Origin of the sequence: Thiothrix subterranea (assembly GCF_016772315.1) — a bacterium.
Lineage (GTDB): Bacteria > Pseudomonadota > Gammaproteobacteria > Thiotrichales > Thiotrichaceae > Thiothrix > Thiothrix subterranea.
Genome location: NZ_CP053482.1, coordinates 1833189 through 1859317 on the forward strand (window position 1 = coordinate 1833189; position 26129 = coordinate 1859317).

25 protein-coding genes and 1 pseudogene are annotated in these 26129 nt (G+C 48.8%); 16 read left to right on the forward strand and 10 right to left on the reverse strand.

What is annotated here, in order from left to right; translation table 11 throughout:
• The first annotated feature begins 249 nt into the window (after nucleotides 1-249).
• Nucleotides 250-2346 carry an elongation factor G gene (gene fusA / locus HMY34_RS08965; RefSeq protein ID WP_202718901.1) on the forward strand — a complete coding sequence of 699 codons (2097 nt, stop codon included), beginning with the start codon at nucleotides 250-252 and terminating at the stop codon, nucleotides 2344-2346.
• A gap of 76 nt (nucleotides 2347-2422) precedes the next feature.
• Here fusA and HMY34_RS08970 read toward each other — a convergent pair.
• A pseudogene (locus tag HMY34_RS08970) lies at nucleotides 2423-3574 on the reverse strand (ATP-binding cassette domain-containing protein); the annotation flags it as partial.
• A gap of 90 nt (nucleotides 3575-3664) precedes the next feature.
• Between HMY34_RS08970 and HMY34_RS08975 the strand changes: the two are divergent.
• Nucleotides 3665-4429, forward strand: a complete 765-nt coding sequence (locus HMY34_RS08975; protein WP_202718902.1) for an LlaMI family restriction endonuclease — start codon at nucleotides 3665-3667, stop codon at nucleotides 4427-4429.
• A gap of 79 nt (nucleotides 4430-4508) precedes the next feature.
• Entirely contained in the window at nucleotides 4509-5777 is a 1269-nt protein-coding gene (gene dcm, locus HMY34_RS08980) for a DNA (cytosine-5-)-methyltransferase (protein ID WP_202718903.1), read from the forward strand.
• A gap of 53 nt (nucleotides 5778-5830) precedes the next feature.
• On the opposite strand, the gene HMY34_RS08985 is transcribed toward dcm, so the two are convergent.
• Nucleotides 5831-7453 (reverse strand): ABC-F family ATPase, encoded by a 1623-nt coding sequence (locus HMY34_RS08985; RefSeq protein ID WP_202718904.1) that lies wholly within the window; start codon nucleotides 7451-7453, stop codon nucleotides 5831-5833.
• 39 nt (nucleotides 7454-7492) lie between these two features.
• Nucleotides 7493-8251, reverse strand: coding sequence for a Fic family protein (locus HMY34_RS08990; RefSeq protein ID WP_202718905.1), 759 nt, complete (start codon nucleotides 8249-8251; stop codon nucleotides 7493-7495).
• Nucleotides 8252-8724: 473 nt separating this feature from the next.
• Here HMY34_RS08990 and HMY34_RS08995 point away from each other — a divergent pair, with 473 nt between their 5' ends.
• The gene (locus HMY34_RS08995; protein WP_202718906.1) at nucleotides 8725-10764 is read left to right on the forward strand and encodes a primosomal protein N'; all 2040 of its coding nucleotides are present in this window, start codon (nucleotides 8725-8727) and stop codon (nucleotides 10762-10764) included.
• Here the strand turns inward: HMY34_RS08995 and vapC are convergent.
• From vapC to HMY34_RS09025, 6 genes are all read right to left on the reverse strand, one after another.
• Nucleotides 10761-11165, reverse strand: a complete 405-nt coding sequence (vapC, locus tag HMY34_RS09000; protein WP_202719166.1) for a type II toxin-antitoxin system tRNA(fMet)-specific endonuclease VapC — start codon at nucleotides 11163-11165, stop codon at nucleotides 10761-10763. The genes HMY34_RS08995 and vapC overlap by 4 nt on opposite strands.
• Nucleotides 11165-11389 carry a hypothetical protein gene (locus HMY34_RS09005; RefSeq protein WP_202718907.1) on the reverse strand — a complete coding sequence of 75 codons (225 nt, stop codon included), beginning with the start codon at nucleotides 11387-11389 and terminating at the stop codon, nucleotides 11165-11167. Before HMY34_RS09005 ends, vapC begins: the two co-directional genes overlap by 1 nt.
• 93 nt (nucleotides 11390-11482) lie before the next feature.
• Complete coding sequence (locus HMY34_RS09010) at nucleotides 11483-12823, reverse strand: NAD(P)/FAD-dependent oxidoreductase (RefSeq protein WP_202718908.1); 1341 nt, start codon at nucleotides 12821-12823, stop codon at nucleotides 11483-11485.
• A gap of 81 nt (nucleotides 12824-12904) precedes the next feature.
• On the reverse strand, nucleotides 12905-13897 hold the full coding sequence (locus tag HMY34_RS09015; RefSeq protein WP_202718909.1) for a type II secretion system protein N: 993 nt from the start codon (nucleotides 13895-13897) through the stop codon (nucleotides 12905-12907).
• A gap of 34 nt (nucleotides 13898-13931) precedes the next feature.
• Nucleotides 13932-14948 (reverse strand): NAD-dependent epimerase, encoded by a 1017-nt coding sequence (locus HMY34_RS09020; protein WP_202718910.1) that lies wholly within the window; start codon nucleotides 14946-14948, stop codon nucleotides 13932-13934.
• Nucleotides 14949-14976: 28 nt separating this feature from the next.
• Nucleotides 14977-15876, reverse strand: a complete 900-nt coding sequence (locus HMY34_RS09025; RefSeq protein WP_202718911.1) for a phosphoribosylaminoimidazolesuccinocarboxamide synthase — start codon at nucleotides 15874-15876, stop codon at nucleotides 14977-14979.
• Nucleotides 15877-15992: 116 nt separating this feature from the next.
• On the opposite strand from HMY34_RS09025, the gene purE reads away from it, so the two are divergent.
• From purE to HMY34_RS09065, 9 genes are all read left to right on the forward strand, one after another.
• Nucleotides 15993-16460, forward strand: a complete 468-nt coding sequence (gene purE, locus HMY34_RS09030) for a 5-(carboxyamino)imidazole ribonucleotide mutase (RefSeq protein WP_202718912.1) — start codon at nucleotides 15993-15995, stop codon at nucleotides 16458-16460.
• Between the two features lie 277 nt (nucleotides 16461-16737).
• Nucleotides 16738-16860, forward strand: a complete 123-nt coding sequence (locus HMY34_RS20370; protein ID WP_266096954.1) for a hypothetical protein — start codon at nucleotides 16738-16740, stop codon at nucleotides 16858-16860.
• A gap of 65 nt (nucleotides 16861-16925) precedes the next feature.
• Complete coding sequence (locus tag HMY34_RS09035) at nucleotides 16926-17660, forward strand: SEL1-like repeat protein (protein WP_202718913.1); 735 nt, start codon at nucleotides 16926-16928, stop codon at nucleotides 17658-17660.
• Nucleotides 17661-17680: 20 nt separating this feature from the next.
• Nucleotides 17681-18268, forward strand: a complete 588-nt coding sequence (locus tag HMY34_RS09040) for a hypothetical protein (RefSeq protein WP_202718914.1) — start codon at nucleotides 17681-17683, stop codon at nucleotides 18266-18268.
• A 38-nt stretch (nucleotides 18269-18306) separates the two neighbouring features.
• Nucleotides 18307-18948, forward strand: a complete 642-nt coding sequence (locus tag HMY34_RS09045) for a leucine-rich repeat domain-containing protein (protein ID WP_202718915.1) — start codon at nucleotides 18307-18309, stop codon at nucleotides 18946-18948.
• A 10-nt stretch (nucleotides 18949-18958) separates the two neighbouring features.
• Entirely contained in the window at nucleotides 18959-19915 is a 957-nt protein-coding gene (locus HMY34_RS09050) for a J domain-containing protein (RefSeq protein ID WP_202718916.1), read from the forward strand.
• Between the two features lie 84 nt (nucleotides 19916-19999).
• Nucleotides 20000-21127 carry a 5-(carboxyamino)imidazole ribonucleotide synthase gene (locus HMY34_RS09055; protein ID WP_202718917.1) on the forward strand — a complete coding sequence of 376 codons (1128 nt, stop codon included), beginning with the start codon at nucleotides 20000-20002 and terminating at the stop codon, nucleotides 21125-21127.
• A gap of 11 nt (nucleotides 21128-21138) precedes the next feature.
• Nucleotides 21139-21516, forward strand: coding sequence for a SirB2 family protein (locus tag HMY34_RS09060; protein ID WP_202718918.1), 378 nt, complete (start codon nucleotides 21139-21141; stop codon nucleotides 21514-21516).
• On the forward strand, nucleotides 21516-22106 hold the full coding sequence (locus HMY34_RS09065) for a class I SAM-dependent methyltransferase (protein ID WP_202718919.1): 591 nt from the start codon (nucleotides 21516-21518) through the stop codon (nucleotides 22104-22106). Before HMY34_RS09060 ends, HMY34_RS09065 begins: the two co-directional genes overlap by 1 nt.
• Before the next feature lie 92 nt (nucleotides 22107-22198).
• Here the strand turns inward: HMY34_RS09065 and HMY34_RS09070 are convergent, their stop codons facing one another.
• A complete protein-coding gene (locus HMY34_RS09070) occupies nucleotides 22199-23209 on the reverse strand; it encodes a class 1 fructose-bisphosphatase (RefSeq protein ID WP_202718920.1) in 1011 nt (336 codons plus the stop codon).
• A gap of 282 nt (nucleotides 23210-23491) precedes the next feature.
• Between HMY34_RS09070 and HMY34_RS09075 the strand changes: the two genes are divergently transcribed.
• The 3 genes from HMY34_RS09075 to HMY34_RS09085 are packed head-to-tail and all read left to right on the forward strand — an operon-like array spanning nucleotide 23492 to nucleotide 26113.
• Nucleotides 23492-24100 (forward strand): sigma-70 family RNA polymerase sigma factor, encoded by a 609-nt coding sequence (locus HMY34_RS09075; RefSeq protein WP_202718921.1) that lies wholly within the window; start codon nucleotides 23492-23494, stop codon nucleotides 24098-24100.
• A gap of 34 nt (nucleotides 24101-24134) precedes the next feature.
• On the forward strand, nucleotides 24135-24881 hold the full coding sequence (locus HMY34_RS09080) for an anti-sigma factor family protein (RefSeq protein WP_202718922.1): 747 nt from the start codon (nucleotides 24135-24137) through the stop codon (nucleotides 24879-24881).
• 5 nt (nucleotides 24882-24886) lie between these two features.
• On the forward strand, nucleotides 24887-26113 hold the full coding sequence (locus HMY34_RS09085) for a S8 family peptidase (protein ID WP_202718923.1): 1227 nt from the start codon (nucleotides 24887-24889) through the stop codon (nucleotides 26111-26113).
• Nucleotides 26114-26129 lie beyond the last annotated feature (16 nt).

Genomic DNA, 26129 nt, shown 5'->3' on the forward strand with positions numbered 1-26129 from the left:
TAGTGTCAGGAATGTATGCTACCGAGGCGATGTGCAGGCTTTATCCCCATAATGTGGAGATCCGTCGGAAATCATTTGCAGATTCTGTGCAGCGCTGCAAGTCGAATGCCGTTGTTCCGCGTGTGATAACAGAAAAATCATGGGTTTCTGCAATTCCTGCTTGAATTTCCCCTTACTCCATGCTCCAAGATGGATTACAATCGCCCCCTTATCCGCAGTTCCTGCGCTTATTCTTAGAGATTTGGACACATGACTGACTTAACACTTTACCGGAATATCGGCATTTTTGCCCACGTTGACGCGGGCAAAACCACCACCACAGAACGTATCCTGAAATTAACAGGTAAAATCCATAAAATTGGTGAAGTGCATGATGGTGCGACTACCACTGACTTCATGGTGCAAGAACGTGAACGCGGGATCACCATCCAGTCGGCTGCGACTACCTGTTTCTGGAAAGACCACCGCTTTAACATCATCGACACCCCTGGGCACGTTGACTTCACTATCGAAGTTTACCGTTCACTGAAAGTGTTAGATGGCGGTGTGGGCGTATTCTGCGGTTCTGGCGGTGTTGAACCACAATCAGAAACCAACTGGCGTTATGCCAATGATTCTGGCGTTGCCCGTGTCATTTTAGTTAACAAACTCGACCGTTTAGGTGCTGATTTCTACCGCGTTGTAAAACAGGTTGAAGACGTACTCGGCGCACGCCCATTAGTCATGGTGCTGCCAATCGGTACAGAAGACAACTTCTCCGGCGTGGTTGACCTGTTGACCCGTAAAGCATGGGTCTGGGATAACTCCAGCGACCCACTCAACTACGTGATCCAAGACCCGCCAGCAGACATGGCTGAATTGGTTGAAACTTGGCGCGAAAAGCTGATCGAAACTGCCGTTGAGCAAGACGATGATGCAATGGAAATGTACCTCGGTGGTGAAGAGCCGCCAATGGATGTTATCAAGCGTTGCATTCGCAAAGGCACTATCGGTCTGGACTTCTTCCCAACGTTTGCAGGTTCTGCCTTCAAAAACAAAGGCATCCAGTTGGTATTGGACGGGGTTATTGACTACCTGCCTAGCCCGATTGAAGTCAAACCACAGCCTGAAGTTGATCTGGAAGGCAACCCAACGGGTGAATTCGCTATCGTTGATGCGAACCGTCCACTGCGTGCTTTGGCGTTCAAAATCATGGATGACAAATACGGCGCGTTGACCTTTACCCGTATTTATTCTGGTACGCTGAAAACCGGCGACACCATCCTCAACACTTTCACCGGCAAAACCGAACGGGTTGGGCGTATGGTGGAAATGCACGCGGATGATGCAAACTCCATTGACTTCGCGCAAGCCGGTGACATTATCGCACTGGTTGGCCTGAAAAACGTACAGACTGGTCATACTTTGTGTGACCCGAAAAACCCAGCGACACTTGAACCGATGGTCTTCCCAGATCCGGTCATCTCCATCGCTATCTCACCGAAGAACAAAGCCGGTGCAGAAAAAATGGGTATCGCCCTCAACAAAATGGCGAAAGAAGACCCATCTTTCCGCATTGAAACTGACCAAGAAACCAATGAAACCATCCTCAAAGGCATGGGCGAATTGCACTTGGACATCAAAGTCGACATCTTGCTGCGTACTCACGGGGTAGAAGTTAACGTGGGTAAACCACAGGTTGCTTACCGCGAATCCATTACCCAGCGCGTTGAAGACAGCTACACCCACAAGAAGCAGTCCGGTGGTTCTGGTCAATACGGTAAAATCGACTACACCATCGAACCGGGTGAACCGGGTACGGGTTATGTGTTTGAATCCGTGGTCGTTGGTGGTTCCGTACCACGCGAATTCTGGCCTGCGGTCGACAAAGGTTTCAAAGACAGCATGGGCAAAGGCCCACTCGCTGGCTACCCTGTGGTTGACGTGAAATTCACCTTGCGCGAAGGTGGTTTCCACGCGGTTGACTCCTCAGCCATTGCGTTTGAAATTGCGGCGAAAGGCGGCTTCCGTCAAACCATGCCGAAAGCTGGCCCGCAAATTCTTGAGCCGATCATGAAAGTTGACGTATTCGCACCGGATTCCCACGTGGGTGACGTAATCGGTGACTTGAACCGTCGCCGTGCGATGATCAAATCCCAAGATGCCGCGCCTATCGGTGCACGTATCAAGGCAGAAGCTCCGTTGTCTGAAATGTTTGGTTACATCGGTTCACTGCGTACCATGACTTCCGGTCGCGGTCAGTTCTCGATGGAATTCTCACATTATGCGGCTTGCCCGAAATCGGTTTCCGATCAGGTTATCAAAGAAGCGCAAGAGCGTAAGAAAGCGTTGGAAGCTGAGAAGTAAGATTCTCGGTTTTTGACAGCATTAAAAAGGGTGAGGCGGTAACGTCTCACCCTTTTTCACATCAGGCCAACTGGCGTTAGTCTAAGCCTTGGCTGCTCAAGTAGTCTTCGTAAGTCCCCCGATAATCCACAATCGTGCCGTCACCTTTCATGTCAAAAATGCGCGTCGCCAATGAGCCAACGAACACACGGTCATGCGAGACAAACATTAATGTACCGTCGTAACGATCCAGACCACCGTTGAGGGATTCGATGGATTCCATGTCCAAGTGGTTAGTCGGTTCGTCCATCAGCATGACATTGGTGCGCGACAACATCATTTTGCCGAAAATCATCCGCCCTTTTTCACCACCCGACAGTACGCGCACTGGCTTTTTCACGGTATCGCCGCCGAACAGCAAACGCCCCAATGTGCCACGGTTTTGGGTTTCAGCGTCTTCACCTTCGTAGCCGCTTTTGCGCACGTAATCCGCCATCCAATCGGTGAGGCTGATGTCGCTTTTGAAATCGTCTTCGTGGTCTTGCTCATAGCTAGAAATGCGTACTTTTTCAGCCCATTTAATGCTGCCTTTCTGCGGTTGCAATTTGCCTTCGAGCAATTTGAGCAGGGTGGTTTTACCCACGCCATTTTCGCCGATAATGCCGACTTTTTCACCCGCTTCAATCGCAAAGCTGAAGTTATTGATCAGTGGCTTATCCATGCCGTCATAAGCAAACGTGAGGTTGTTGACCTCGACGGCGAAACGGTGCAAGCGTTCTTTTTCGTCGTACTCGAAGCGAATCCACGGGTATTGGCGGCTGGAGGGCTTGATGTCTTCGGGCTTGAGTTTGTCGATCAACTTGCGGCGGCTAGTGGCTTGTTTTGCCTTGGATTTGTTGGCAGAGAAGCGCCGCACGAAGTCTTGCAATTCCAAAATGCGGTCTTTCGCCTTGGCGTTGGCATTGGCTTGGCGTTCACGCGCTTGGGTGGAGGCTTCCATGAAGTCGTCGTAGTTGCCGGAGTAAATCTGGATTTTACCGAAGTCCAAATCCGCCGTATGCGTACACACTTGGTTCAAAAAGTGGCGGTCATGCGAGATAATGATCATGGTGGAATCGCGGTTATTGAGCGTTTCTTCCAACCAGCGGATGGTGTTGATGTCGAGGTTGTTGGTCGGTTCGTCCAGCAACAAAATGTCAGGGTTGGCGAACAGGGCTTGGCACAGCAAGACGCGCAATTTCCAGCCGGGGCGACTTGGCTCATCGCGGGAATAATTATCTAAGGTCAGTATTCATTCATTGTGTAATAATTCCACTTTTATATGAATGGATTATTTATCATGGCGAATGACTCAAAACGTCTAATTATTGAACTCTTCAATCGAAACGTCAGAGGAAAATATGCCGATATTAGCAATGCAAATAGTTCTCACGATGGGAGTGAAGGGCATTGGTTAGAGCGTCAAATGGACATTTCTCCCAATTCTAATAATGATGCTGATTTATTTGGATATGAAATGAAAAAACAGACCAAAAGTAAAACAACTTTCGGCGATTGGTCAGCCGATTATTATCTTTTCAAAGATGATGAGAAATATCCTAAATTTTCGAGAGATGATCATTTTCTACCTATTTTTGGCAAGCCTAATATAGAGAAAAATAATCGTTATTCTTGGTCTGGTGAACCTTGTCCAAAAATATCAAAATACAATTCATTTGGTCAAAGATTAACTGTTGATGCTGGCAGCAATATTATTGCTGAATATCATTATCAATATGACCAGCGATCAAATAAAAATAAAATAGTTCCTATTGATATGCAGGTGAATAATTTGAAAATAGCACAATGGAGTAAACTAAATTTAAAAAGAAAGGTTGAAAATAAATTCAATCAAAATGGCTGGTTTCGTTGCGAAAAAAATGAACAAGGTTGTTATCAATCAATAGCTTTTGGCAAGCCTATTAATTTCGACTCTTGGATAGCCTTAGTTAAATCTGGCATTATTTTTTTTGATAGTGGAATGTATCAAGGAAATAAGCGCCATTACTCACAATGGCGTGCTAATAATAACTTATGGGATAGCTTAATTATTGATAGAATATAGTAAATTCTAAGCAATGGATTGTTTATAATATAATTCAATGTTAGTATCGCAGGGACTAAAACCGGATAAGTGGTGCGATATGGAATATGAACAGCGTATAGACAATCCTAGTTTGGATATTCAACATAAGCGTGAAGCGTTAGGATTAAGTTACACTGAGTTTGCAGCATTAATAGATTTAAAGAGTAATGGCGAACGTACTATTCGTGGATGGGAAAAGGGTGAACATAAGCCTTTTCCTAATAAATTAAAAGAAATCAATAACTTGAATATTGATGCACCTTTTGGTTTTTTGGAAGGCAAGGAAACATTTCGCTTCATTGATTTATTCGCGGGTATTGGAGGTATTCGTTTACCCTTTCAAGAGTTGGGTGGTAAGTGTGTGTTTACTTCAGAATGGGATAAATTTGCCCAAAAAACCTATGCAGCCAATTTTGGTGAAATGCCACAGGGCGATATTACGCAAATTGCATCTGAAAATATTCCAGATCATGATGTTTTGTTGGCTGGTTTTCCTTGCCAAACTTTTTCTCAGGCAGGTTTGAAAAAAGGTTTTAATGATACACGCGGTACGATGTTTTTTGAAATACAACGTATTTTGGTTGCAAAACGTCCTAAAATGTTTTTATTAGAAAATGTTAAGCAATTACGTGGACACGATAAAGGTAGAACACTAAGAACCATTTTAGACATATTGGAAGGAAAACATGAGCAAGAGATTCCTCATGACGTTCCTTTGAGTAAAGATGCTCGTGATGCACTTTCACAAAAACTCAATTATAAAGTTGAAATGCGCGTATTGCGTGCGGCTGATTTTGGCATTCCTCAAAATAGAGAACGTGTATTTATTGTTGGTTTCGATCGTGATTATTTTAAAAGTGATATTGATTCAGCCAGTTTTTTTGAATGGTGTAAGCCAGCATTAGTACCAACAAGGGTAGGTAGTATCCTCGAAAATAATAATGAGCTTTTGCATCGAGAAGATACCTATACCATTTCAGATAAATTATGGGCAGGGCATCAAAAGAGAAAAGCAGAGCATAAAGTCAAGGGTAATGGCTTTGGTTATTCATTAGTAAAAAAAGATACTGCATATACCAATACGATTAGTGCTCGTTATTATAAAGATGGTTCAGAAATTCTGGTTGATCAATCACATTTAAATAAAAACCCACGTAAACTTACACCGCGTGAATGTGCCAGATTACAAGGGTTTCCTGAAAATTTTATTGTGGATGCTGTGTCTCAAGGGCAGATTTATAAACAATTTGGTAATTCTGTTTGTGTTTCCGTGGTACGCGCCGTTGCTCAACAAATGATAAAAAGCTTGCAGAATACCGTATTGTGATAGTGGAAAACTGGCTGGCAGTGGTATTAATAACTTCACTGCCAGCCCGTGAATTAATCCAACCCTTGGCTGCTCAAATAATCTTCGTAAGTACCACGGTAATCCACAATCGTGCCGTCGCCTTTCATGTCGAAAATGCGCGTCGCCAATGAGCCAACGAACACACGGTCATGCGAGACAAACATTAATGTGCCGTCGTAACGATCCAGCCCGCCGTTGAGGGATTCGATGGATTCCATGTCCAAGTGGTTAGTCGGTTCGTCCATCAGCATGACGTTGGTACGGGAGAGCATCATTTTGCCGAAAATCATCCGCCCTTTTTCACCACCCGACAGCACGCGCACCGGCTTTTTCACGGTATCGCCGCCGAACAGCAAGCGCCCCAATGTGCCCCGGTTTTGGGTTTCCGCATCTTCACCTTCGTAGCCGCTTTTGCGCACATAGTCCGCCATCCAATCGGTGAGGCTGATGTTGCTTTTAAAATCGTCTTCGTGGTCTTGCTCGTAAGTCGAAATACGTACTTTTTCCGCCCACTTGATGCTGCCTTTTTGCGGCTGCAATTTGCCTTCGAGCAGTTTCAGCAGGGTGGTTTTACCCACGCCGTTTTCGCCGATAATGCCGACTTTTTCACCCGCCTCAATGGCGAACGTGAAGTTTTTGATCAGTGGTTTGTCCATACCGTCGTAGCCGAAAGTGAGGTTGTTGACCTCGACGGCGAAACGGTGCAGGCGTTCTTTTTCGTCGTACTCGAAACGAATCCACGGGTATTGGCGGCTGGAAGGCTTAATGTCTTCCGGCTTGAGTTTGTCGATCAGCTTGCGGCGGCTAGTGGCTTGTTTTGCTTTGGATTTGTTGGCAGAGAAGCGCCGCACGAAGTCTTGCAATTCCAGAATGCGGTCTTTCGCCTTGGCGTTGGCATTGGCTTGGCGTTCACGCGCTTGAGTGGATGCTTCCATAAAGTCGTCGTAGTTGCCGGAGTAAATCTGGATTTTACCGAAGTCCAAATCCGCCGTATGCGTACACACTTGGTTCAAAAAGTGGCGGTCATGCGAGATGATGATCATGGTGGAATCGCGGTTATTGAGCGTTTCTTCCAACCAGCGGATGGTGTTGATGTCGAGGTTGTTGGTCGGTTCGTCCAGCAACAAAATGTCGGGGTTGGCGAACAGGGCTTGGCACAGCAAGACACGCAATTTCCAACCGGGGGCAACTTGGCTCATCGGGCCATTGTGCTGTTCAATAGGGATGCCCACCGCCATCAGCAATTCACCGGCACGCGATTCGGCGGTGTAGCCGTCCATTTCCGCGAACTGCCCTTCGAGTTCCGCCGCCCGCATGTAATCGTCTTCGGTGGCTTCCATATTGGCGTAAATCGCGTCCTTGGCGGACATGACTTTCCACATTTCCTCGTGCCCCATCAGCACCACGTCCAGCACGCGCACGTCTTCAAAACCGAACTGGTCTTGGCGCAAATAGGCGATGCGTTCGTGCGGGTCTTTGGACACGTTACCCGCTGTTGGCTCTAATTGCCCACAGAGGATTTTCATGAAGGTGGATTTGCCGGAGCCGTTTGCCCCGATCAAGCCATAGCGGTTGCCGTCGCCGAATTTGACGGAAACGTTATCGAATAGCGGTTTAGCACCGAACTGAATGGTGACATTGGCAGCAACTAGCACTGGGAATCCTCGTAAAATCTGATGGGGCGTAATGGGGTGTTACTGTAGCACTTTTGGCGTTCCTAAAACATGCCAGTAGGGGGAGAAACTTGCTTTCACGCACGCACTAATCAGGGCAATGAAGTGGCTGTAATCGTGGTCAACGTGCGCCTGATCAAGGGCTTCGTAGTACGCCAAGCGTTTTTCGACGGGTAAGACGGCGGGTGGAAAACCGGACTTCATCAGCTCAAGGTTCATCAAGAGACGTGCGGTGCGCCCGTTACCGTCAACAAATGGGTGAATTTTTACAAAATCGCCGTGCAAACGTGCCGCGCGTTCGACGGGGTGTAGGGTCGTTGCCGCCGTTTCATACCAATGGATCAATGCCTGCATCTGTTCGGGGACTTGCAAGCAATCGGGTGGGGTGTGGCGTGCGCCGCTGATAATCACATTCAAACTGCGATAACGTCCGGCGTTGTCGTCGTCGATATTTTTGAGCACCAAGCGGTGAATATTGCGGATTTGCCATTCGGAAAATGGCTCGGCATTGGCGACGATTGCCATGACGTAATCAATCGCATCCCGATGATTGATCGCCTCAAAATGTTCGCGTAATAGCTTGCCACCAATAGTAATGCCTTCCAGCACCACTTTGGTTTCCAACAGAGTCAGCGTGTTGCCTTCGATAGCGTTGGAATGGTATGTCCAACGCAACACTAAGTCCTCTTGCAGGTTGCGCAGCAGGAATTGCGGCAGTGGACGATAGGTGTCTAGCCGCGCTTTGAGTGCATCGAGTTCGGTGAAATCCAAGCTATTCATGGTTTGCTCGCATGGGATATAACATTCACTGCATATGAGAGCGTGGTTCGCAGCTAAAATTGAGAAATCAGGCACTTGTAGAGGTCAAATGGTCGTAATCAATTCTTCACCATAAAACGAAGCGTTACTTTAGCATTTTCTGGATTTCTGAACCATGCTTGATGCGCTGCGTTAGCGTTTAGTTTCACGGCACGGTTTTAAGAGTTGTCCACACTGTAACCTTACTTTCATATTTACGCTTAGTTTGTCAAGAACTGCGTGAAAAAATAATTTAAGTTATTGATATTTATATATTAAAGCAATGTAGATTAATTTTTATTCAAAGTGCATAAGTGCTTATTTGACAAGGCGTAGCCGCCACTTTTTGCCGTTCATCCACAGAGTTATCCACAGGTTCTGTGCATAACCCGAATTTCCGCTTATGTAGCAAGTAGTTGTTAAGGTTTGGGCAAGCTTCCGCTAAACTTGCCCGCATGAGTCAAACCGCCTACACCCTCCAAATTGCAGTGCCACGCCCACTCCGCACCTTGCTCAGTTACTCCCATCATGCCGATGCCGCGCTACCGGTCGGGACGCGCGTTCTCGTGCCGTTTGGCAAGCAACAGTCCGTCGGCTTGGTGATCAGTGCCGAATGTACGCCGGAGACTGACAACCCCGATGCACCGTTTACCATCAAGCCCGTGGATGCCGTGCTTGATGCGATGCCACTGCCCGATGCGCACTTGCTGGAATTGTTGCAATGGGCAGCGCGTTATTACCACCACCCGGTGGGCGAAGTGATTTTTTCCGCCTTGCCCGTCGCGTTGCGCAAACCAAAACCACTTTCCACGCGCCTGCAAAAATTGCTGGTGTCGTCGACCCCGACCGCTGCAACATCACCCAACACCGCCCGCTTGCAATTGACGGACGAACAACAACAATGCCTGCACCACATCCAGCAATGGAATGCACAAACCCCGCGTCGCCCAATTCTATTGCACGGCATTACCGGCAGCGGCAAAACCGAAATTTACCTGCGCCTGATTGCGCCACTGTTTGCAGCGGGAAAACAAGTGCTGGTCATCGTGCCCGAAATCGGCTTGACCCCACAATTGCTGTTACGTTTTGCCCATTTTTTTGGCGATACCCCGATGGCGTGTTTGCATTCCGGTTTGAGTGATGGCGACCGCCTCAAAGCGTGGTTGCAAGCCCGCAGCGGCGCGGCGCAAATCATTATTGGCACGCGCTCGGCGATTTTCACCCCTGCACCCCACCTCGCGCTGATTGTGATTGACGAAGAACACGATGCTTCCCTCAAGCAACAGGAAGGTTTTCGCTATCACGCCCGTGATCTGGCGATTAAACGCGCCCAAATGTTGGATATTCCCATCCTCATGGGAACCGCCACGCCGTCGTTGGAAGCGCTGTACAATGCCCAAACCTCGCGCTTTCATTACGCCCGCCTCGAACGTCGCCCCGGCACCACGCGCAAACCCGATTTACAAATTCAGGATACCCGCCCGTTTGAATTGCAAGCCGGTTTAACCCCGCAAAGCCTGCAAGCCATTCGCGGCACCTTAGCGCGGGGCGAACAAATCATGGTATTCCTGAATCGGCGCGGGTTTGCGCCCACCCTGTTTTGCCCTTCCTGCGGCTGGCACGCCAATTGCGACCATTGCAGCGTGAAAATGACTTGGCACGCACGGCGTAACCGCTTGGTTTGCCACCATTGCGGCGCTGAACAAACCACGCCAATGCAATGCCCAGTGTGCAAAAATCCCCAACTCACCACCCAAGGCCAAGGCACGGAACGGCTGGAACTCACCCTGCAAACCACGTTTCCCGACGCCCTCGTGGTGCGCATTGACCGCGATAGCACCAGCCGCAAAGGGCAGCTCGAAGACAAGCTCAGCACGGTGCGCAGCAATGACCCGCTGATTCTGGTCGGCACGCAAATGCTGGCGAAAGGTCACGATTTCCCCAATCTCACCTTGGTGGTGATTATTGACATTGACCAATCGCTGCTCAGCACCGATTACCGCGCTTTGGAACGCTTGGGGCAATTGCTGGTGCAAGTCGCGGGGCGTGCGGGGCGTGCCGACAAACCGGGGCGGGTGATTTTGCAAACCAGTCAGCCGGATCACCCCTTATTGCACCAACTGGTCGGGCATGGTTACACCCCGTTTGCGCGGCAATTGCTGGAAGATCGCAAACGCTGGCATTTCCCGCCCTTCGGCTACCAAGCCTTGATTCGTGCCAGCAGCACCGTGAGCATGGAAAAAGCCTTGGAATTTTTGGAGCACGTTAGTCAACGTTTGTTAGCAGCGGATGGCGCGGGGATTCAGCGTTTGGGGCCGATTCCCGCACCATTGGAAAAACGCGCCAACCGTTACCGGGCGCAATTGCTGTTGGGGAGTCAGCAACGCGCCGCATTGCACAACGCTTTGCACCAATTGCTGCAACACGCCGCCAGTTTGCCGGGACGTTCGTGCGTGCGCTGGTCGATTGATATTGATCCGATTGAGTTTAGCTAGATAGCCGCTTGCCAATCAGTCAACCGCAAGTTTGTAACGCGCTCAAATTCATGGGTGTTATTCGTTACTAGCACAGCATCATGTGTGCGGGCAATTGCTGCAATTAATAGGTCATTCGGACCGATCAGTTTGCCTTGGCGTGCCAAGTCAGCACGAATTTGCGCATATTCTGCGGCACAGCGATCATCAAACGGCAGGCTTGCCAGCGGTGCGAAAAACAAGGTTAGTTTTTGCAGATTGGCTTCGACTCGCTGGCTATGGCGTGCGCCAAACAGCAATTCTGCTTTCACAACGCTGCATACGGCAATTTCACCGGGTGAACATTGCTGGAAGTGGCGTTTGACTGCTTGCGAGGTGCCATTCATGAACTGAATGCAGGTGTTGGTATCCAGCAAGTACATCAAAACAACATCTCGCGCAATTCGTGTTCGCCTTGTTCTGGGCGTTGCAAAGCGTCGCCTTCCCAAGCGCCGAATAAGTCAAAATAGCCTTCAGGCCATTGTGTACCAACGTCTTTTTGAATCAGCAACGCAAGATACTTAGAGATGGAAAGGTGTAGCTGTTCGGCTTTATGTTGAAGCTGAATTGCGACTTCTTCAGCAACGTAGCAGTGGAGCTGCGGCATGTCTGCCTCCAAATATATGTGGTGTATGTGTTTTTCACTATTACACAAATTTGATTGACTGTCAGTTGGCATTTTAACTTTTTGGCGCTAATTTCAGTGCAACTTAATGCGCGGCGTGGTACTGCGGTGAATCAGCGCTGACAATGAATTCAGGGCGACTTTCCAAACGCCGTGTAAACCCACTTGGTGCTTTTTGTAGAGCATGTTGTACATAAAACGCGCAATATAGCCTTCCACAAACAACGTTCCCTTGGCAAGATTGCCCATCAAACCGCCAACGGCCAAGTTTTCCCCCAACGACACCAATGAACCGAAATCCTGGTAGTGAAAGTCGGCCAGCGGTTTGCCGTTTATACGTTGGCGTAACTGCTTGGCGAGGTGTACCGCTTGCTGATGCGCGGCTTGGGCGCGAGGTGGAATCATGGTTTCGGCGGCTGCGTCCAGCCAAGGTGCAGCGGCACAATCGCCGAAGGCAAACACATTATCATCGCGCGTCGTTTGCAAGGTCGGTTTGACGAGCAATTGGTTGATGCCATTGCTTTCCAAGCCATCTAGGTCTTGTAAACACGCCGGGGCGCGAATCCCCGCCGCCCACACTACCAATTCGGCAGGCAAAAATTCACCCGTTGCCAATTGCACCCCAAACGGCGTGACGCCGGAGACGCGAGCATTGGTGCGGATTTTCACATCCAGCTTTTCCAAGATGCGGGTCGCTTCACTGGCAATGCGTTCGGGCAATACCGGCAAAATGCGCGGGGCGGCTTCGATCAGGGTGAGGGTAACGTCTTGATCGGCTTCGATGCGTTCCAAGCCATACGACACCAAGGTGCGAATGCTGCGGTACAATTCAGCCGAGAGTTCCACGCCGGTAGCGCCTGCGCCGATAATCGCGACTTGCAACTGATTCGGGAATAAGGGTTCGGGTTGAGCATGAGCGCGAATGCAAGCATTCACCAACTTACGGTGGAAACGTTGCGCCTGTTCAGGGGTATCCAATTGAATCGCGTGTTCCGCCACGCCCGGAATTTTGAAGTCGTTGGTACGGCTGCCAACCGCAATCACCAGCGTATCGTAAGGGAAGCTGCGTTCTTGGGTGACGGATTTGCCATCCTCATCTTGGTGGGAGGCGACATGCACCAGTTGTTGCGCACGGTCAATGCCAGTCATTGCGCCAATGCGGTAGCGGAAGTGATGCCAATGCGCTTGGGCAAGGTAGTCGACTTCGTGCAGGCTGTAATCCATGCTACCGGAGGCAATCTCGTGCAGCATCGGTTTCCAGATATGGGTACGGCTTTTGTCGATCAGGGTAATGTGGGCGTGTTGCTTTTTACCTAAGCTATCGCCCAGCAAGGTTGCCAGTTCCAGCCCACCAGCACCGCCGCCGACAATCACAATGCGGTGCATACCTTCGCCATCGGGGATATGAATTTGCATAACAACTTCTCACCATTAAGGATATTGCAGTGCAGCATATCCTAGCGGAAACAGGTTAGCAAAAAGTCGGAGGGATAGAGGTTATTGGAAATTGATGGGTAAGGAGACTTCTTGACCATTACGGGTGATGTTTAAATTCACCTGTGAAGCCGTTGCAGCTTCCTGTAATAAGCGCATCGCAATCGCAGGGTTTTCCAACACAGTGCCATTCACCGCCGTCACAATATCGCCCGGTTGCAAACCCAATTGGTTAAACATTGCCACATTGCTGCCGGGGCTTAATTGAAACCCTAAAAATTTGCCGTCACGTTCGTAAGGCTGAGGGCTGGCGACTTCCAGCAAACGCATATTATTGTTCATCACAGACTGGCGAAATTCACCCAAATTAGCCTGGGGTTCTGCTGCCACCGGTTCTGGCTGGGGCGCTTCTTCCGGTAATGGCGGCGGAACCGCGCCTTCGCTAGGGGTAAACATTTCTGGCGGGGGCATCATCTCAGGGGGAGGCTGGGTGTAGTCGGTTGGCGGCATATCCATCGGCGCGTTATCGGCAAAACCTGCCGCCGCTGCATTGCTGCCACCGCTTAACTCTGCCTTGGGCAATGGCAATTTTTCCAGCAAACCATTGCGCCGTAATAACACATGATCGCCTAAAATCTGTTCTAATACTGCCCCGGAATTCCCAATGGTGCTACCCGCTGCGTAGATTTTTTGCTGCGCATTTTCCTCAATCACTGCGTAACCGCTGTCATTGGGCGGGGCGTAAACCCCCTGAAGTTTGAGCGCCAATTGGGTATTTTGAATATTCGTCGGCGCGGGTTTACCGCTATCCGCTTGATACACCCCAAACAAATGGTAGCCTGCCAAGGTATCGCCCAGATTGGGTTGCGCTTGGGTGGCGCTGTTTACCACACCGCTATCATTGCTGGTGAGTAAGGGGCGCGGCGCGGCGGGAAATAACATCCACGCCAAGCGTGCCAGCAAAAAACCCGCCAGAATCACCAACACAAAACTGGCGTAGTCCGGGGCGCGGCTTAGCAGTTGCTCAACGAAACGCGCACGTTGCGTACCTTGCATGGGAAAGCCTCATTCGTTAATGGCCGTTAATGGCTCAAACCTGATAATAATCACGATACCACTGCACAAAGCGGCGCGTCCCTTCGTCAACCGACATGCTCGGACGATAGCCCACATCTTGCACCAACGCCCCCACATCCGCGTAAGTATCCGGCACATCACCGGGTTGCAGCGGCAGCAAATTCAACTCGGCTTTCATCCCCAACGCCTCTTCAATGGCACGAATGTAATCCATCAATTCCACCGGGTTCTGATTACCAATATTATAGACGCGCCACGGCGCTTTGCTCGTGCCGGGATCGGGTTGCATCCCGCTCCAATCGGGGTTGCCCGTCGCGGTATGATCCAAGGTGCGAATCACGCCTTCCACAATATCGTCAATATAGGTGAAATCGCGGCGGTGTTTGCCGTAGTTGAACACATCAATCGGCTTACCTGCCAAAATGGCTTTGGTGAACTTAAACATCGCCATATCCGGGCGACTCCACGGGCCATACACCGTAAAGAAGCGCAACCCCGTGGTCGGCAAACCATACAAATGCGAATACGTGTGCGCCATCAACTCATTGGCTTTCTTGGAAGCAGCATACAGTGACAGCGGGTGATCCACGTTATCATGCACCGAAAACGGCATGGATTCGTTTGCGCCGTACACCGAACTGGACGATGCATACACCAAATGCTTCACCCCATTATGACGGCAACCTTCCAGAATATGCCCAAACCCCACCAGATTACTGTCGATGTAAGCCAGCGGATTGTCGATGGAATAACGCACACCCGCTTGCGCGGCAAGGTTCACCACCGCATCCAAGCCTTCTTCGGCAAACAGTTTCGCCATGCCAGCACGGTCGGCTAAATCCAAACGGATGAACTTGAATTTACCTGCGGCATCCGCGTCGATCACCCGCTGCAAACGGCGTTCTTTCAAGGTGACATCGTAGTAATCGTTGAAATTGTCGATACCGACGACTTCATCGCCGCGTTGCAATAATTGCAAGGCGAGGTGCATCCCGATGAATCCCGCAACCCCTGTGATCAATACGCGCATGGCTTATTCCTGTGTTGTTAGTTTTTGGTTATTTCGTGAGTAAGTCGGCAACTTCGCGGTACTTAGCCGCTGTTTTTTCCATAATCTCCGCTGGCAATTCTGGCCCCGGCGCGACCTTGCCCCAATCTAGCGTTTCTAAATAATCCCGCACGAATTGTTTGTCAAACGATGGCGGACTAATGCCGGGTTTGTACTGATCAGCAGGCCAGAAACGCGAAGAATCCGGCGTGAGGATTTCGTCGATCAACACCAGCTTGCCATCCGCATCCAGCCCGAATTCAAACTTGGTGTCAGCGATAATAATGCCGCGTTTGAGGGCGTATTCCGCCGCTTGGCGGTACAGTTCCAAACTCACGCTGCGCACTTGCTCGGCAAGGTCTGCGCCAATGCGGGTTTGCATCTCGGCAAAGCTGATATTGATGTCGTGATCGCCCACGTCGGCTTTGCTGGAAGGCGTGAAAATCGGTTCAGGCAAACGATCAGCCATTTGCAAACCGGCTGGCAATTCGATACCGCACACTGCGCCGGTTTGCTGGTAATCTTTCCAGCCCGAACCGATCAAGTAACCGCGCACAATCGCTTCCACCGGCAAGGGCTTGAGGCGTTTCACGATAATGCTGCGCCCTTGCAATTGCGCTTTCTCGTCTGCCGTCAGCGGCAAATCATCCAGCGTCAAGTTGCTCAAGTGATTCGGGATCACGTCATGCAGCAAGCCAAACCAGAAATTCGCCACTTGGGTGAGGATAACGCCCTTCTGCGGAATCGGGGTCGGCATGATCACATCGAATGCCGATAAACGATCGGTGGTCACGATCAGCATGTGCTGGTCATCGACGGCGTAAATATCGCGGACTTTGCCCCGTGCAATCAGTGGCAGGGAGGTGATGTGCGTCTCAAGAACGCTGCTTGGGTGACTGTTTGTATTCATTCGCTTGCGGTTAGTTAGTGCGTAAAAGGTACATCACGTTATAATATCAGATTTTGCAGAGAAATAAGGGGAGCATCGTGACTCAACCCAATTCGGCGGTAGTGGTAGGAGTTGTCATGGGTAGCAACAGCGATTGGAACGTGATGTCCAAAGCCGTTGAACAACTGGAAAAATTCGGTATCGCACACGAATACCGCGTCGTTTCCGCCCATCGCACACCCGATTTACTGTTTGAATACGCAGAAACCGCACGCGAACGCGGTTTGAAATGCATTATCGCCGGTGCTGGCGGCGCAGCGCATTTGCCCGGCATGTTAGCGGCAAAAACCACCTTGCCGATTTTAGGCGTGCCCGTCACCAGCCGTGCCTTGAACGGCATTGATTCGCTGTATTCGATTGTGCAAATGCCCAAAGGTGTGCCCGTGGCAACGTTTGCGATTGGCGAGGCAGGTGCGGCGAATGCAGCGCTGTTTGCCGTGGCAATGTTGGCGAATGACGACCCGGTGTTGGCGGAAAAGTTGGCGCAATTCCGTGAAGAACAACGCCAGTGTGCGATGGCGATGCAGCTTCCACCGGATAACTGAAAATCAGCCACTGCGTGGTTGACTTTCTTAAGTTATTATTTCATAAAATATAAATAATTCAAGTGGTTATGAAATTTACAAGATACAAGAAACCAAACCAGAAGCGTTCCAACATGGAATTGTGCTGTATAGCGGGCGCGAAGTTGCGCCGTTTGGTGAGTGGCTATTTGCTGTGCCATTGTCGATGTGGTGGGGTAGTAGCCTCTAGTCGGCTCGAATTGGTATTTGTGTGCATTTCTGATAAGTTAATTCTATCGAGCAGCTTACGAGATAAATTATGAAAAAGGCTTTACTGGCAACCCTATTTGATTTCCTACCTATGCTTGCCAGCACTAATGGTAAAGGTGTCAAACAAGATTTCGCTAAAGCCGAACTGTGGTATAAAAAATTCACTGCTTAATGCGATTAATTGGCAAAAGCCATATTGAACTATATGACCTCAAAAAACAGAAGAATCAATAGAGTATGATTAAATTTCAAAAGCCGTTCTTCAAGAGCGTGGCAGAGGGCGTTGAAGCCGAATATGTTGCTGGCGTTGTTGCTTTACAGAATGGTGATTTCAACGCTGCAAGCAGGTATTTCAGTAATGCTGCACAAGGGGAGCATATTTCGGCAATATTCAATCTATCTCTTCTTTGGGGTGGGGGAAACATAACGCCTTATGACTTCGACTTGGCGGCAAACTGTTGGTATAAAGCTGCTGCATTAGGTCATTCCCATGCCAAAAATGCACTATGGCAGTTAGAGGCAGCAGACAGAGGCGGATTTGGGACAAACAATCTAGCTAAACTTGTCGAAGAAGCGAACTCCGGGGGTATGCTAATACCTTCGATAATGATTTGTGCGGCTCGTTTTTATGATGTGATCTGTCGTCAAAGCGGTGCTTTAGTGGATGTTATCGCTTATGAATTGGATGCGGCTGCGATGAGTGATTTTGATTTCGTCCATTCGTTCATCAGTCGAACGGGTATTGGCAAGGATTTCTACGGGGGAGGCTTGAAACACCTGAAACCCGGATCAGCAGCAGACCAAATCACGGACGGACTGAATAAGTTACATATCGCGATGAGGCGTTCAGGTGTAAGCGACAAGCTCGCTGTCATGGCTCGTTGCTCTATCGTGGGCTATATCATAGCAAAATCACCCTATGGGGGGCGATCTGAACCACTTCGCGGGATAGATACGTTTTTTCAGAAATAATCTTAAAGCAGGGACATATTTTGGCTTTATTTAAAGGCATCATTTTTGATAAAACAAATGCAGATATAGGCTGGATGAATAATCAATCTGCTTTTTATTCTCATGGCTATAGAACGGCTGCTGAAAAATTAATTAATGAGTATGACAAATTAGGAATGCCAGAAAAAGACGCAATAGTTTTTCCAGTTATATTTCTTTATAGACATTGCCTTGAAATAGAAATGAAGGATTTAATATACAGAACCGACCGCTGCTCTGGGAATACACCATCAGAAATTACACATCATGAATTGTTAAAAGTTTGGGATGAGTTGGATAATAAATATTCAAAACTATCTGAATACATTTACCCTGACTATAACTTTTCTCCTATCGAAGACAGAAAGGAAATCAGGGGAATAATTAAAGAATTTAATGAAATAGATGGACAGTCTTTTACATTTCGCTACCCAAGAAATAAAAAAGGGAATGGCTCAATAAAAAGTATTGATTATATAAGTTTGAATAATTTTAAAATCGAGATAAATAGAGTGCTTAATGTAATTGATAACATCAATGAAACTATATGTCATTACGAGGTGCATTTGGAAGAAGTTTCCTCTGCTTAGTCGTAATAAAGAACCAACACCCCCAAAAAAATAAAAATATGACTAATAAACTTGTTATTAAAGATAGCAATCAACACCAGCTTTTGTTAGAACAATCAAAACGCTTATTTTCTGTCACGCACAAAATTTTTTCTCACAGCTTAGTAACCGATAATGCGTGGATGCAACGATTATGGGCATGGGCGAATGAATTTGGTATTGAAGATGAATATCTTCCCAGAAATAAAAAGGATTTGCTCGCTAAAAAAGAACTTTACCTTCACCATAATAATCTAACTAAACTTCCTGCTGAAATTGGCAACTTAACGAACCTAAGGCATCTTAATCTTTGGGAAAATAATCTGACTGAACTTCCTGCTGAAATTGGCAATTTGACGAACCTAACATTACTTAACCTTACAGGTAATCGCCTGACTGAACTTCCTGCTGAAATTGGCAGTTTGACGAATTTAATATATCTTGACCTTCAGCATAATACACTGACTGAACTTCCTGTTAAAATTGGCAATTTGACGAACTTAACGTATCTTGACCTTCAGCATAATACACTGACTGAACTTCCTGCTGAAATTGGCAACTTGACGAACCTAACGCATCTTAACATTCAGCATAATGAACTGACTGAACTTTCTGATGAAATCAGAAATTGGGCAGATTGCATTACTCATGTGTATTACTGAGGACTAGAGGATGAATGAAGTAATCAACCGTTTGGAGATGGTAAAAGCTGCCATTCTGCTTGAAGATGATGATATTGTTGGGTTGCAAATCCAAAAATTGTCGCAGTTAGCATTAGATGCCGATGCAGTCAATATTCTATCGCTACTAAAAAGTCATTCATTTGCAACGATCATTAGCTTGATTGAAAATTATTGCCACCGTAAAAAAGGGCTGGTCAGTTACAATGACAAAGAGGTATATGGTCTGCGCTTAGAGCTTAAAATGCTGGAGGCGGAATATGAAGAGCTACTACTTAATAAATCATCCATTGAGTCAATGATTTATGATTTCAATCATCAATACTACCATGCTTGCGGAAAATTAATTGATGCAGTGTTGCTATACCGCGTTAAACTTCAACTAAAACGTGCTAAAGAGACTCCTGACGATTCTGAAACACGGGATGCTTTCAAAGAAGCCAAACAAGATTACGAAGACTTCCGCAAGGACTATGAAGAAAAAACAGAAGAGCCGTTAGTCGTATTGGATGAAGCCGATGAAAAGGAACTCAAAACAGCATACCGTAAAGCCAGCAGATTGTGTCACCCCGATAAAGTCAGCGACGAATTCAAAGAACAGACCACTGAGATATTCAAGCAACTCAATGCTGCCAACAAAGCGAAAGATGTAAAGAAAGTTCGCGAGATATTAGCAACACTTCAGTCAGGAAAAGGTTTTAGCATATTTTCAGACACAGTTAGTGATGCGGATAAACTACGCTTACGCATAACCAGCATAAAAGAAAAAATGGCAATTATCAGTGAGCAAATCGAACAAGCCAAACAAGATGAGACTTACCAGATGATTGAAGTCATCGGTGACTGGAATACCTATTTCAACGACATGAAACTTAAGTTGCGCGAAGAGCTAATTAAATTGAAAGAAGCTCTTGAAGAAGTTGCTGAAAAAGGTGAATACGTATCATAATTGTCGCTGTGATGGGGTATGGCAAAGCAAGGCTTTCCTGTATCCTTGCCTGTTATTTCGTAACCCCAGCTTACTCGACACTTTATGACACTACTTCCCGGATCAACCATCGGAATGCTCGGCGGCGGGCAACTCGGACGCATGTTTACCGTCGCCGCCCGCACCCTCGGCTACCGCGTGCTTATTCTCGAACCCGATTTTCACAGCCCCGCTGCGCAACTCTCTGACGACCACATTATTGCCGCCTACGACGACGAAGCCGCACTTACCGCATTCGGTAAACGTTGCGATGTGATCACCACCGAATTCGAGAATATTCCTGCGCAGACGCTGGAATTCCTCGCGCAATTCTGCCCCGTGCGCCCATCAGCCCATGCCGTGAAAATGGCGCAAGACCGCATTGTGGAAAAGGAATTCGTGCGAGCGTGTGGCTTGCAGCCTGTGCCGTTTGCAGCGATTCACACCGCAGCGGACATTGCGGCTGCACCCCACAGCATTCAATTCCCCGCCATCCTCAAAACCACCCGCATGGGTTACGATGGCAAAGGGCAAGTCACTGTGCATTCGGTTGCCGAAGCGCAAGCAGCGTTTGCCCAATTGCACGGTGTCGCGTGTGTGCTGGAACAGCGCGTGGAATTGGAACGCGAAATTTCGGTCATTCTCGCCCGCAGTGTCGGCGGTGAAGTACGCTGTTTTCCCGTTGCCGAAAACGAACACCGCAATGGCATCCTGCACCAAAGCATTGTGCCTGCCCGCATTGATGCCGCACTCGCCACCGCCGCGCAAGCCGCCGCCACGCGCATGGCGGATAAGCTAGAGTTCGTCGGCGTGATGGCGGTGGAATTCTTCGTCACCCGTCAAGGCGAATTGCTCATCAACGAAATGGCTCCGCGTACCCACAATAGCGGGCATTACACCCTCGATGCGTGCATCACCTCGCAATTCGAGCAGCAAGTGCGCATGGTCTGCGAATTGCCGTTCGGCGCAACCGACCTGCTGTCCCCCGTGGTCATGGTCAATATGTTGGGCGATTTATGGCACGATGCGCAACCTAACTGGTTGGCGTTGCTGCAAAGTACCAATACCAAGCTACACTTGTACGGCAAACACGAAGCCCGCCCCGGTCGTAAAATGGGGCATTACTGCACACTAGCGCCGCAGCTTGACGATGCATTAACTGAAGCAGCACATATTTTCCAACAATTGCAATAAGGACACACCACATGGATATGAACACTTTAATTTTGAAAGTACACGCGATTATCGCCCTGCTTTCCGTGGTTATTTACCTCATTCGGGGGGTATGGATGTTGACCAACAACCCCGCCGTTACCGGTAAGGCAGCGTTGGCGAGTGCTTCCTTGACCATGTTGATTTTGCTGGGAACGGGCTTGTGGCTGGCCTTCGTTACCACTGCACACGGTGTGGATAATTTTGTCATCATTAAAGCCGTTGGCTTGATTGTGTACGTAGTGTTGGGCGTGATTGCGCTGAAACCGGGCTTGGGCAAAGCAGCAGCGGTCATCTTATGGTTGGCGGGTGCGGCGACGTTTGCCTACACCTTCTTGTATGCGAAAAATCTTGCACCGGCGATTCTCTAATGGCTGATATTCCTTACACCAAAAGCCTGCGCGACGACATCCGTTTTGATACGGAACTGTGCGGACAGCCTTTCACCTTTCTATCAACCTGGGGGATTTTTTCACCGCGTGAAATTGATGACGGCACGGATTTGCTGCTGAAATACCTGAAAATCAACCCGACCGATGATTGCTTTGACCTCGGCTGTGGCTATGGCCCCGTCGGTTTGGTGATGGCAAGACTCGCTCCACAAGGTCAAACCCTGATGGTGGATAAGGATTTCATGGCAGTGGAATACGCCAACCGCAATGCAGGCGTGAACAAGCTGGCGAATGCCCGCGCCATGCTCAGCAACGGTTTCCAGCACCTCGACAAAGATGCGCGGTTTGACGTGATTGCATCCAACCTACCCGCAAAAGTGGGCAAAGAAATGATGAGCATTTTGCTGCACGACATGAAACACCACCTCAAACCGGGCGGGCGCGTGTATATCGTGACGATTAATGGCTTGCGCGAATACATGAAACGCAATCTAAAGGAAGTGTTCGGCAATTTCGACAAGCTCAAACAAGGGCAGTCGTACACCGTGTCGTATGCCGAAAAACAGTAGAGACGCAAAATTTTGCGCCTTCTTTAACAGGTTGGCGGGGTGGGTAGAGACGCAAGATTTTGCGTCTCTACGGGGACATCGGGGAATCGCTGTTAAGCGTTATGATAACCCGTGACTAATTCCACCTCATTACGTGACCCCATTACCACCGGCACACGCTGGTGCAAGTCGGTCGGTTGGAGTTCCATAATGCGTGAATAAGCCGTGGTTGCCATGCCGCCCGCTTGTTCAACGATGAAACCCATTGGGTTAGCTTCGTACAACAAGCGCAACTTGCCGGTTTTGCCCGATGCCTTCATTTTGCTATCCATCGGATAGATGAAAATGCCGCCACGAGTCAAAATGCGGTGAATTTCAGCCACCATTGACGCGACCCAACGCATATTGAAGTCTTTGCCACGCGGCCCTTCGACACCTTGCAAACATTCGCTGATGTAACGCTGCATCGGTGGTTCCCAGTAACGTTGGTTGGAGACGTTGATCGCAAACTCTTTAGTGTCAGCAGGGATTTTCACGTCTTCGCGGGTCAGCAAGAATTCGCCGCAATCCTTATCCAACGTGAACATATTCACGCCTTTGCCGGTGGTCAAGACCATAATGGCTGAAGGGCCATACAAGCAGTAACCTGCCGCGACTTGCTTCGTACCCGGCTGCATAAAATCGGCAGCGGTCGGGTTTTCCACACCTTCGGGGGCTTTGATGATGGAGAAAATCGTACCAACCGATACATTCACATCCATATTAGAGGAGCCATCCAGCGGGTCGAATGTCACCAGATAGTGGCCGCGTGGCACATTGCTGGGCAGGTTATAGACCTCATCCATTTCTTCAGAGGCTAAGGCCGCTGCGTGACCACGCGAAAGGGCTTCGATCATCACGTCATTGGTGATAATGTCCATTTTTTTCTGCTCTTCGCCCTGAACGTTTTCAGAGCCAGCAGAACCCAGCACGCCGATGAGGTCGCCCTTGCTGGTTAATGCAGCAATTTTTTTGCACGCGAGTGCGATGTCATTCAGTACGCAGCTAAATTCGCCGGTTGCGCCTGCATGTTTACGTTGTTCTTCGAGGATAAATTGTGTCAGTGTGGTGCCAATTTGATACATACCCAGCTTCCAAGGTTAGAAAGAAAAAATCGTGTATCAGTGGATTATGATATGCTAATAGATGGATTGTAAACAAAAAAAAGGCGGATCCGAAGACCCGCCAGACTTGCGAGGGAGTATTATAACTTTTAAGGATTACTAGTTGAGTGTGTAGTGTTAACGCTTAGTCGTTGCTGCTCGTCGAGTGGTTCAAGAAAAGTTGAAAAAAAAGTGTATTTATTATTTTTTTGAGTATTGGCTCAAATTAATTAGAACCAAACCCGTAATGAGAGCGACATAGAAATGGAAGGCCACTCACAAGGCAGCAAACAACAGACTGAACTGGTAAGCAAGCTCAGTGATGAAGCTCTGATGGAACGCATCAGTCAGGGCGATCAGCAAGCATTCAGTCAGTTATACCTGAGATACCAGCCCAAATTGGTAAAGTATTGTTCGCGCGTATTGCGTGATGATATGGCTCAGGCTGCTGATTTAGTAGACGAGGCTATGTTTGATGTTTGGCGGTCAGCGGAAAATTTTGCAGGCAGGTCAAAGGTGTCGACCTGGATTTATTCCATTACCCGCAACAAAATGGTGTCGTGGTTGCGCAAAACCTCGGAAATGACGTTGGAGGATGAGTCGATACTCGATGCCATGATTGACCCAGCCGCCAGCCCTCACGAGGAATTGGCATTGGATGACATGAAACAGCAGTTGTTACGTCTGATGGATCAGCTAACGGAAGAACACCGTGAAGTGATCAGACTAACGTATTTTGAAGACAAGTCCGTCAAAGAAGTGGCGATTGTTCTGGATATTTCGGAAAACACCGTCAAAACAAGGATGTTTTATGCGCGTAAGCGTTTGGCACAGTTACTGGAAAAAGCCGGTATCGTTGGTGTTGATTTTTAGTTGATTTTTAAATGGCAGTTGAGACTATTGCGATATGAGCCTGTACCCACATGGCGATCCAGTTGAAGAAGCACGGTTATTATTGCCTTGGTATATCACGGGCAAATTAACGGAATCCGAGCGCAAATTGGTAGAGCGGATACTGGAAACTCACCCTGAGTTGGCGGCTGAATACCAGCGTGAACTGAAGTTGGTGGATATGATCCGCGCTAATACGGCGTTGTTGGAATTATCTGCCGTGGATACGACCCAACAGCGTTTAGAGAAACTGATGAAGCGTATCGGGCGCGAAGAGCGGGACAATTCGGTGGTGTCACCAACCGCTGCCCTCGCACTTGCACCACAGCGTAATTGGCTGGGCGAAGCCAAACAATGGCTGCGGCATTTGTTGATCCCAAAATGGGAAGGTTTAACCCCTGCCAATGCCATATTTGCCTTATTACTGCTGATTCAGGCAGGCTTTTTAGGGTGGTTTGCACACTCGGCGGGCAGTAAACCCGAAGGCATTTATGTCAGCGCTACGGTCGCAGGTGATGCCAGCGCGGTTCCGGTAGTTAAAGGCATGGTATTGCTGGTAGACTTCAATGGCGATGCACGAATACAGCAAGTTAAAGAATTTTTGCTGCATTGGAATGCTCGCATCTTGGATGGGCCAAACGATACCGGTTATTTCAAAATTGAAATGAAGGATGTCCTTTCATCCGACCCGCAAGCGGGTACTATTTTACAGCAGATGCAGCAAGATAATGCTGTGATTGCTTTTATCGGACGAGAATACTGAGTGTCATGCCAGCCGTGTTACGCCCCCTTGCTTTCATTTCCATCATCGGATTCCTCAGCGCTTGCAGCCCCGCAGAATACAAAGTAATTGGCAAAGCCAGCGATTCCCCCGCGTGCCACCTCAGCAGCAGTATTTGTGTGGAAACGCCAGTCTTTCGGCGCGTGGATTACGAAAAAGATGAAATGTTGATTGCTTATGATCAACAAAAGCCCACCGAAATCGCGGATGCGGTACTGAAAAAGTATAAATTACAAGCGAAACGCACTGACAGCTTAGATTCCATCAGCACAACCATGATCACGGCAGCGACCAATGGGCAAGATCCTTATGATCTGGTCAAGTCAATTAAAGCCAATGAAACCGATGTGGATGCAGCAACCAGCAATTTCTACGTCTCCGCCAGCCTTAACGGTGCGCCAATCGGTGAGTATCCATTAGGGTTAACCGGGGCGGATGCGATGCGCCAACGTACCACCGGGCGCGGCGTGGTGGTGGGAATGATCGACACCCCGATTGACATTAACCACGATTCCTTTCGTTCCACCATTGACCGGGTGGAATTGATTCCGCAAGGCGATGAACGTAACCGCTTGCACGGCACGGAAGTAGCCGGTGTGATTATCAGCCAAAATGCCCGCATTGGCATTGCGCCCGATACCAAATTGATTGCGATCAGCGCGTTTAGCACGAATCCTGCGAACCCGGACGAGCGTCGCAGCAATTCCAGCTTAGTGGCACGCGCTTTGGAGCGAGCCATGTTGGAAGGGGTGCAAGTCCTCAACCTCAGTTTTGCTGGCAATGCCGACCCAATAGTCGACAAATTGGTCGAAGCGGCTATTCAAAAAGGCATTGTGGTGGTGGCTTCGGCGGGTAATGGTGGGCCGGGAGCGCCGCCTGCTTACCCGGCAGCATTACCGGGCGTGATTGCCGTGACAGCGGTTGATAAGAACGAACAGGTATTTAATCACGCCAATCGTGGCAATTACATTGACCTGTCTGCACCCGGCGTGGGCATTTTGACCACCGCGCCGCGCAGTTCCTTTCAGGTATCCAGCGGTACATCGCTGGCAACGGCGCACGTGACCGGCGCTATCGCTTTATTGAAAGCACTCAATCCAAACTTCAATCCAGAATCGCTGAAACACACGGCTACCGATTTAGGGCCACCGGGTCTTGACCAAGACTATGGGCATGGCTTGATCAACGTCGAGCGGGCGTTGGCAGCGCAATAATGAAACCTTGCCAAAA

Bases quoted from the DNA above. Each gene is read 5' to 3' on its own strand.
- fusA (WP_202718901.1), top strand. From the start codon at position 250: ATGACTGACTTAACACTTTACCGGAATATCGGCATTTTTGCCCACGTT.
- HMY34_RS09070 (WP_202718920.1), bottom strand. From the start codon at position 23,209: ATGTATCAAATTGGCACCACACTGACACAATTTATCCTCGAAGAACAA.
- HMY34_RS09045 (WP_202718915.1), top strand. From the start codon at position 18,307: ATGACTAATAAACTTGTTATTAAAGATAGCAATCAACACCAGCTTTTG.
- HMY34_RS09015 (WP_202718909.1), bottom strand. From the start codon at position 13,897: ATGCAAGGTACGCAACGTGCGCGTTTCGTTGAGCAACTGCTAAGCCGC.
- HMY34_RS09075 (WP_202718921.1), top strand. From the start codon at position 23,492: ATGGAAGGCCACTCACAAGGCAGCAAACAACAGACTGAACTGGTAAGC.
- HMY34_RS09055 (WP_202718917.1), top strand. From the start codon at position 20,000: ATGACACTACTTCCCGGATCAACCATCGGAATGCTCGGCGGCGGGCAA.
- HMY34_RS08990 (WP_202718905.1), bottom strand. From the start codon at position 8,251: ATGAATAGCTTGGATTTCACCGAACTCGATGCACTCAAAGCGCGGCTA.
- HMY34_RS09025 (WP_202718911.1), bottom strand. From the start codon at position 15,876: ATGAATACAAACAGTCACCCAAGCAGCGTTCTTGAGACGCACATCACC.
- dcm (WP_202718903.1), top strand. From the start codon at position 4,509: ATGGAATATGAACAGCGTATAGACAATCCTAGTTTGGATATTCAACAT.
- HMY34_RS09035 (WP_202718913.1), top strand. From the start codon at position 16,926: ATGATTAAATTTCAAAAGCCGTTCTTCAAGAGCGTGGCAGAGGGCGTT.
- HMY34_RS09060 (WP_202718918.1), top strand. From the start codon at position 21,139: ATGGATATGAACACTTTAATTTTGAAAGTACACGCGATTATCGCCCTG.
- HMY34_RS08995 (WP_202718906.1), top strand. From the start codon at position 8,725: ATGAGTCAAACCGCCTACACCCTCCAAATTGCAGTGCCACGCCCACTC.
- vapC (WP_202719166.1), bottom strand. From the start codon at position 11,165: ATGTACTTGCTGGATACCAACACCTGCATTCAGTTCATGAATGGCACC.
- HMY34_RS09010 (WP_202718908.1), bottom strand. From the start codon at position 12,823: ATGCAAATTCATATCCCCGATGGCGAAGGTATGCACCGCATTGTGATT.
- HMY34_RS09050 (WP_202718916.1), top strand. From the start codon at position 18,959: ATGAATGAAGTAATCAACCGTTTGGAGATGGTAAAAGCTGCCATTCTG.
- HMY34_RS20370 (WP_266096954.1), top strand. From the start codon at position 16,738: ATGAAAAAGGCTTTACTGGCAACCCTATTTGATTTCCTACCTATGCTT.
- HMY34_RS09005 (WP_202718907.1), bottom strand. From the start codon at position 11,389: ATGCCGCAGCTCCACTGCTACGTTGCTGAAGAAGTCGCAATTCAGCTT.
- HMY34_RS09065 (WP_202718919.1), top strand. From the start codon at position 21,516: ATGGCTGATATTCCTTACACCAAAAGCCTGCGCGACGACATCCGTTTT.
- HMY34_RS08975 (WP_202718902.1), top strand. From the start codon at position 3,665: ATGGCGAATGACTCAAAACGTCTAATTATTGAACTCTTCAATCGAAAC.
- purE (WP_202718912.1), top strand. From the start codon at position 15,993: ATGGGTAGCAACAGCGATTGGAACGTGATGTCCAAAGCCGTTGAACAA.
- HMY34_RS09020 (WP_202718910.1), bottom strand. From the start codon at position 14,948: ATGCGCGTATTGATCACAGGGGTTGCGGGATTCATCGGGATGCACCTC.
- HMY34_RS09080 (WP_202718922.1), top strand. From the start codon at position 24,135: ATGAGCCTGTACCCACATGGCGATCCAGTTGAAGAAGCACGGTTATTA.
- HMY34_RS09085 (WP_202718923.1), top strand. From the start codon at position 24,887: ATGCCAGCCGTGTTACGCCCCCTTGCTTTCATTTCCATCATCGGATTC.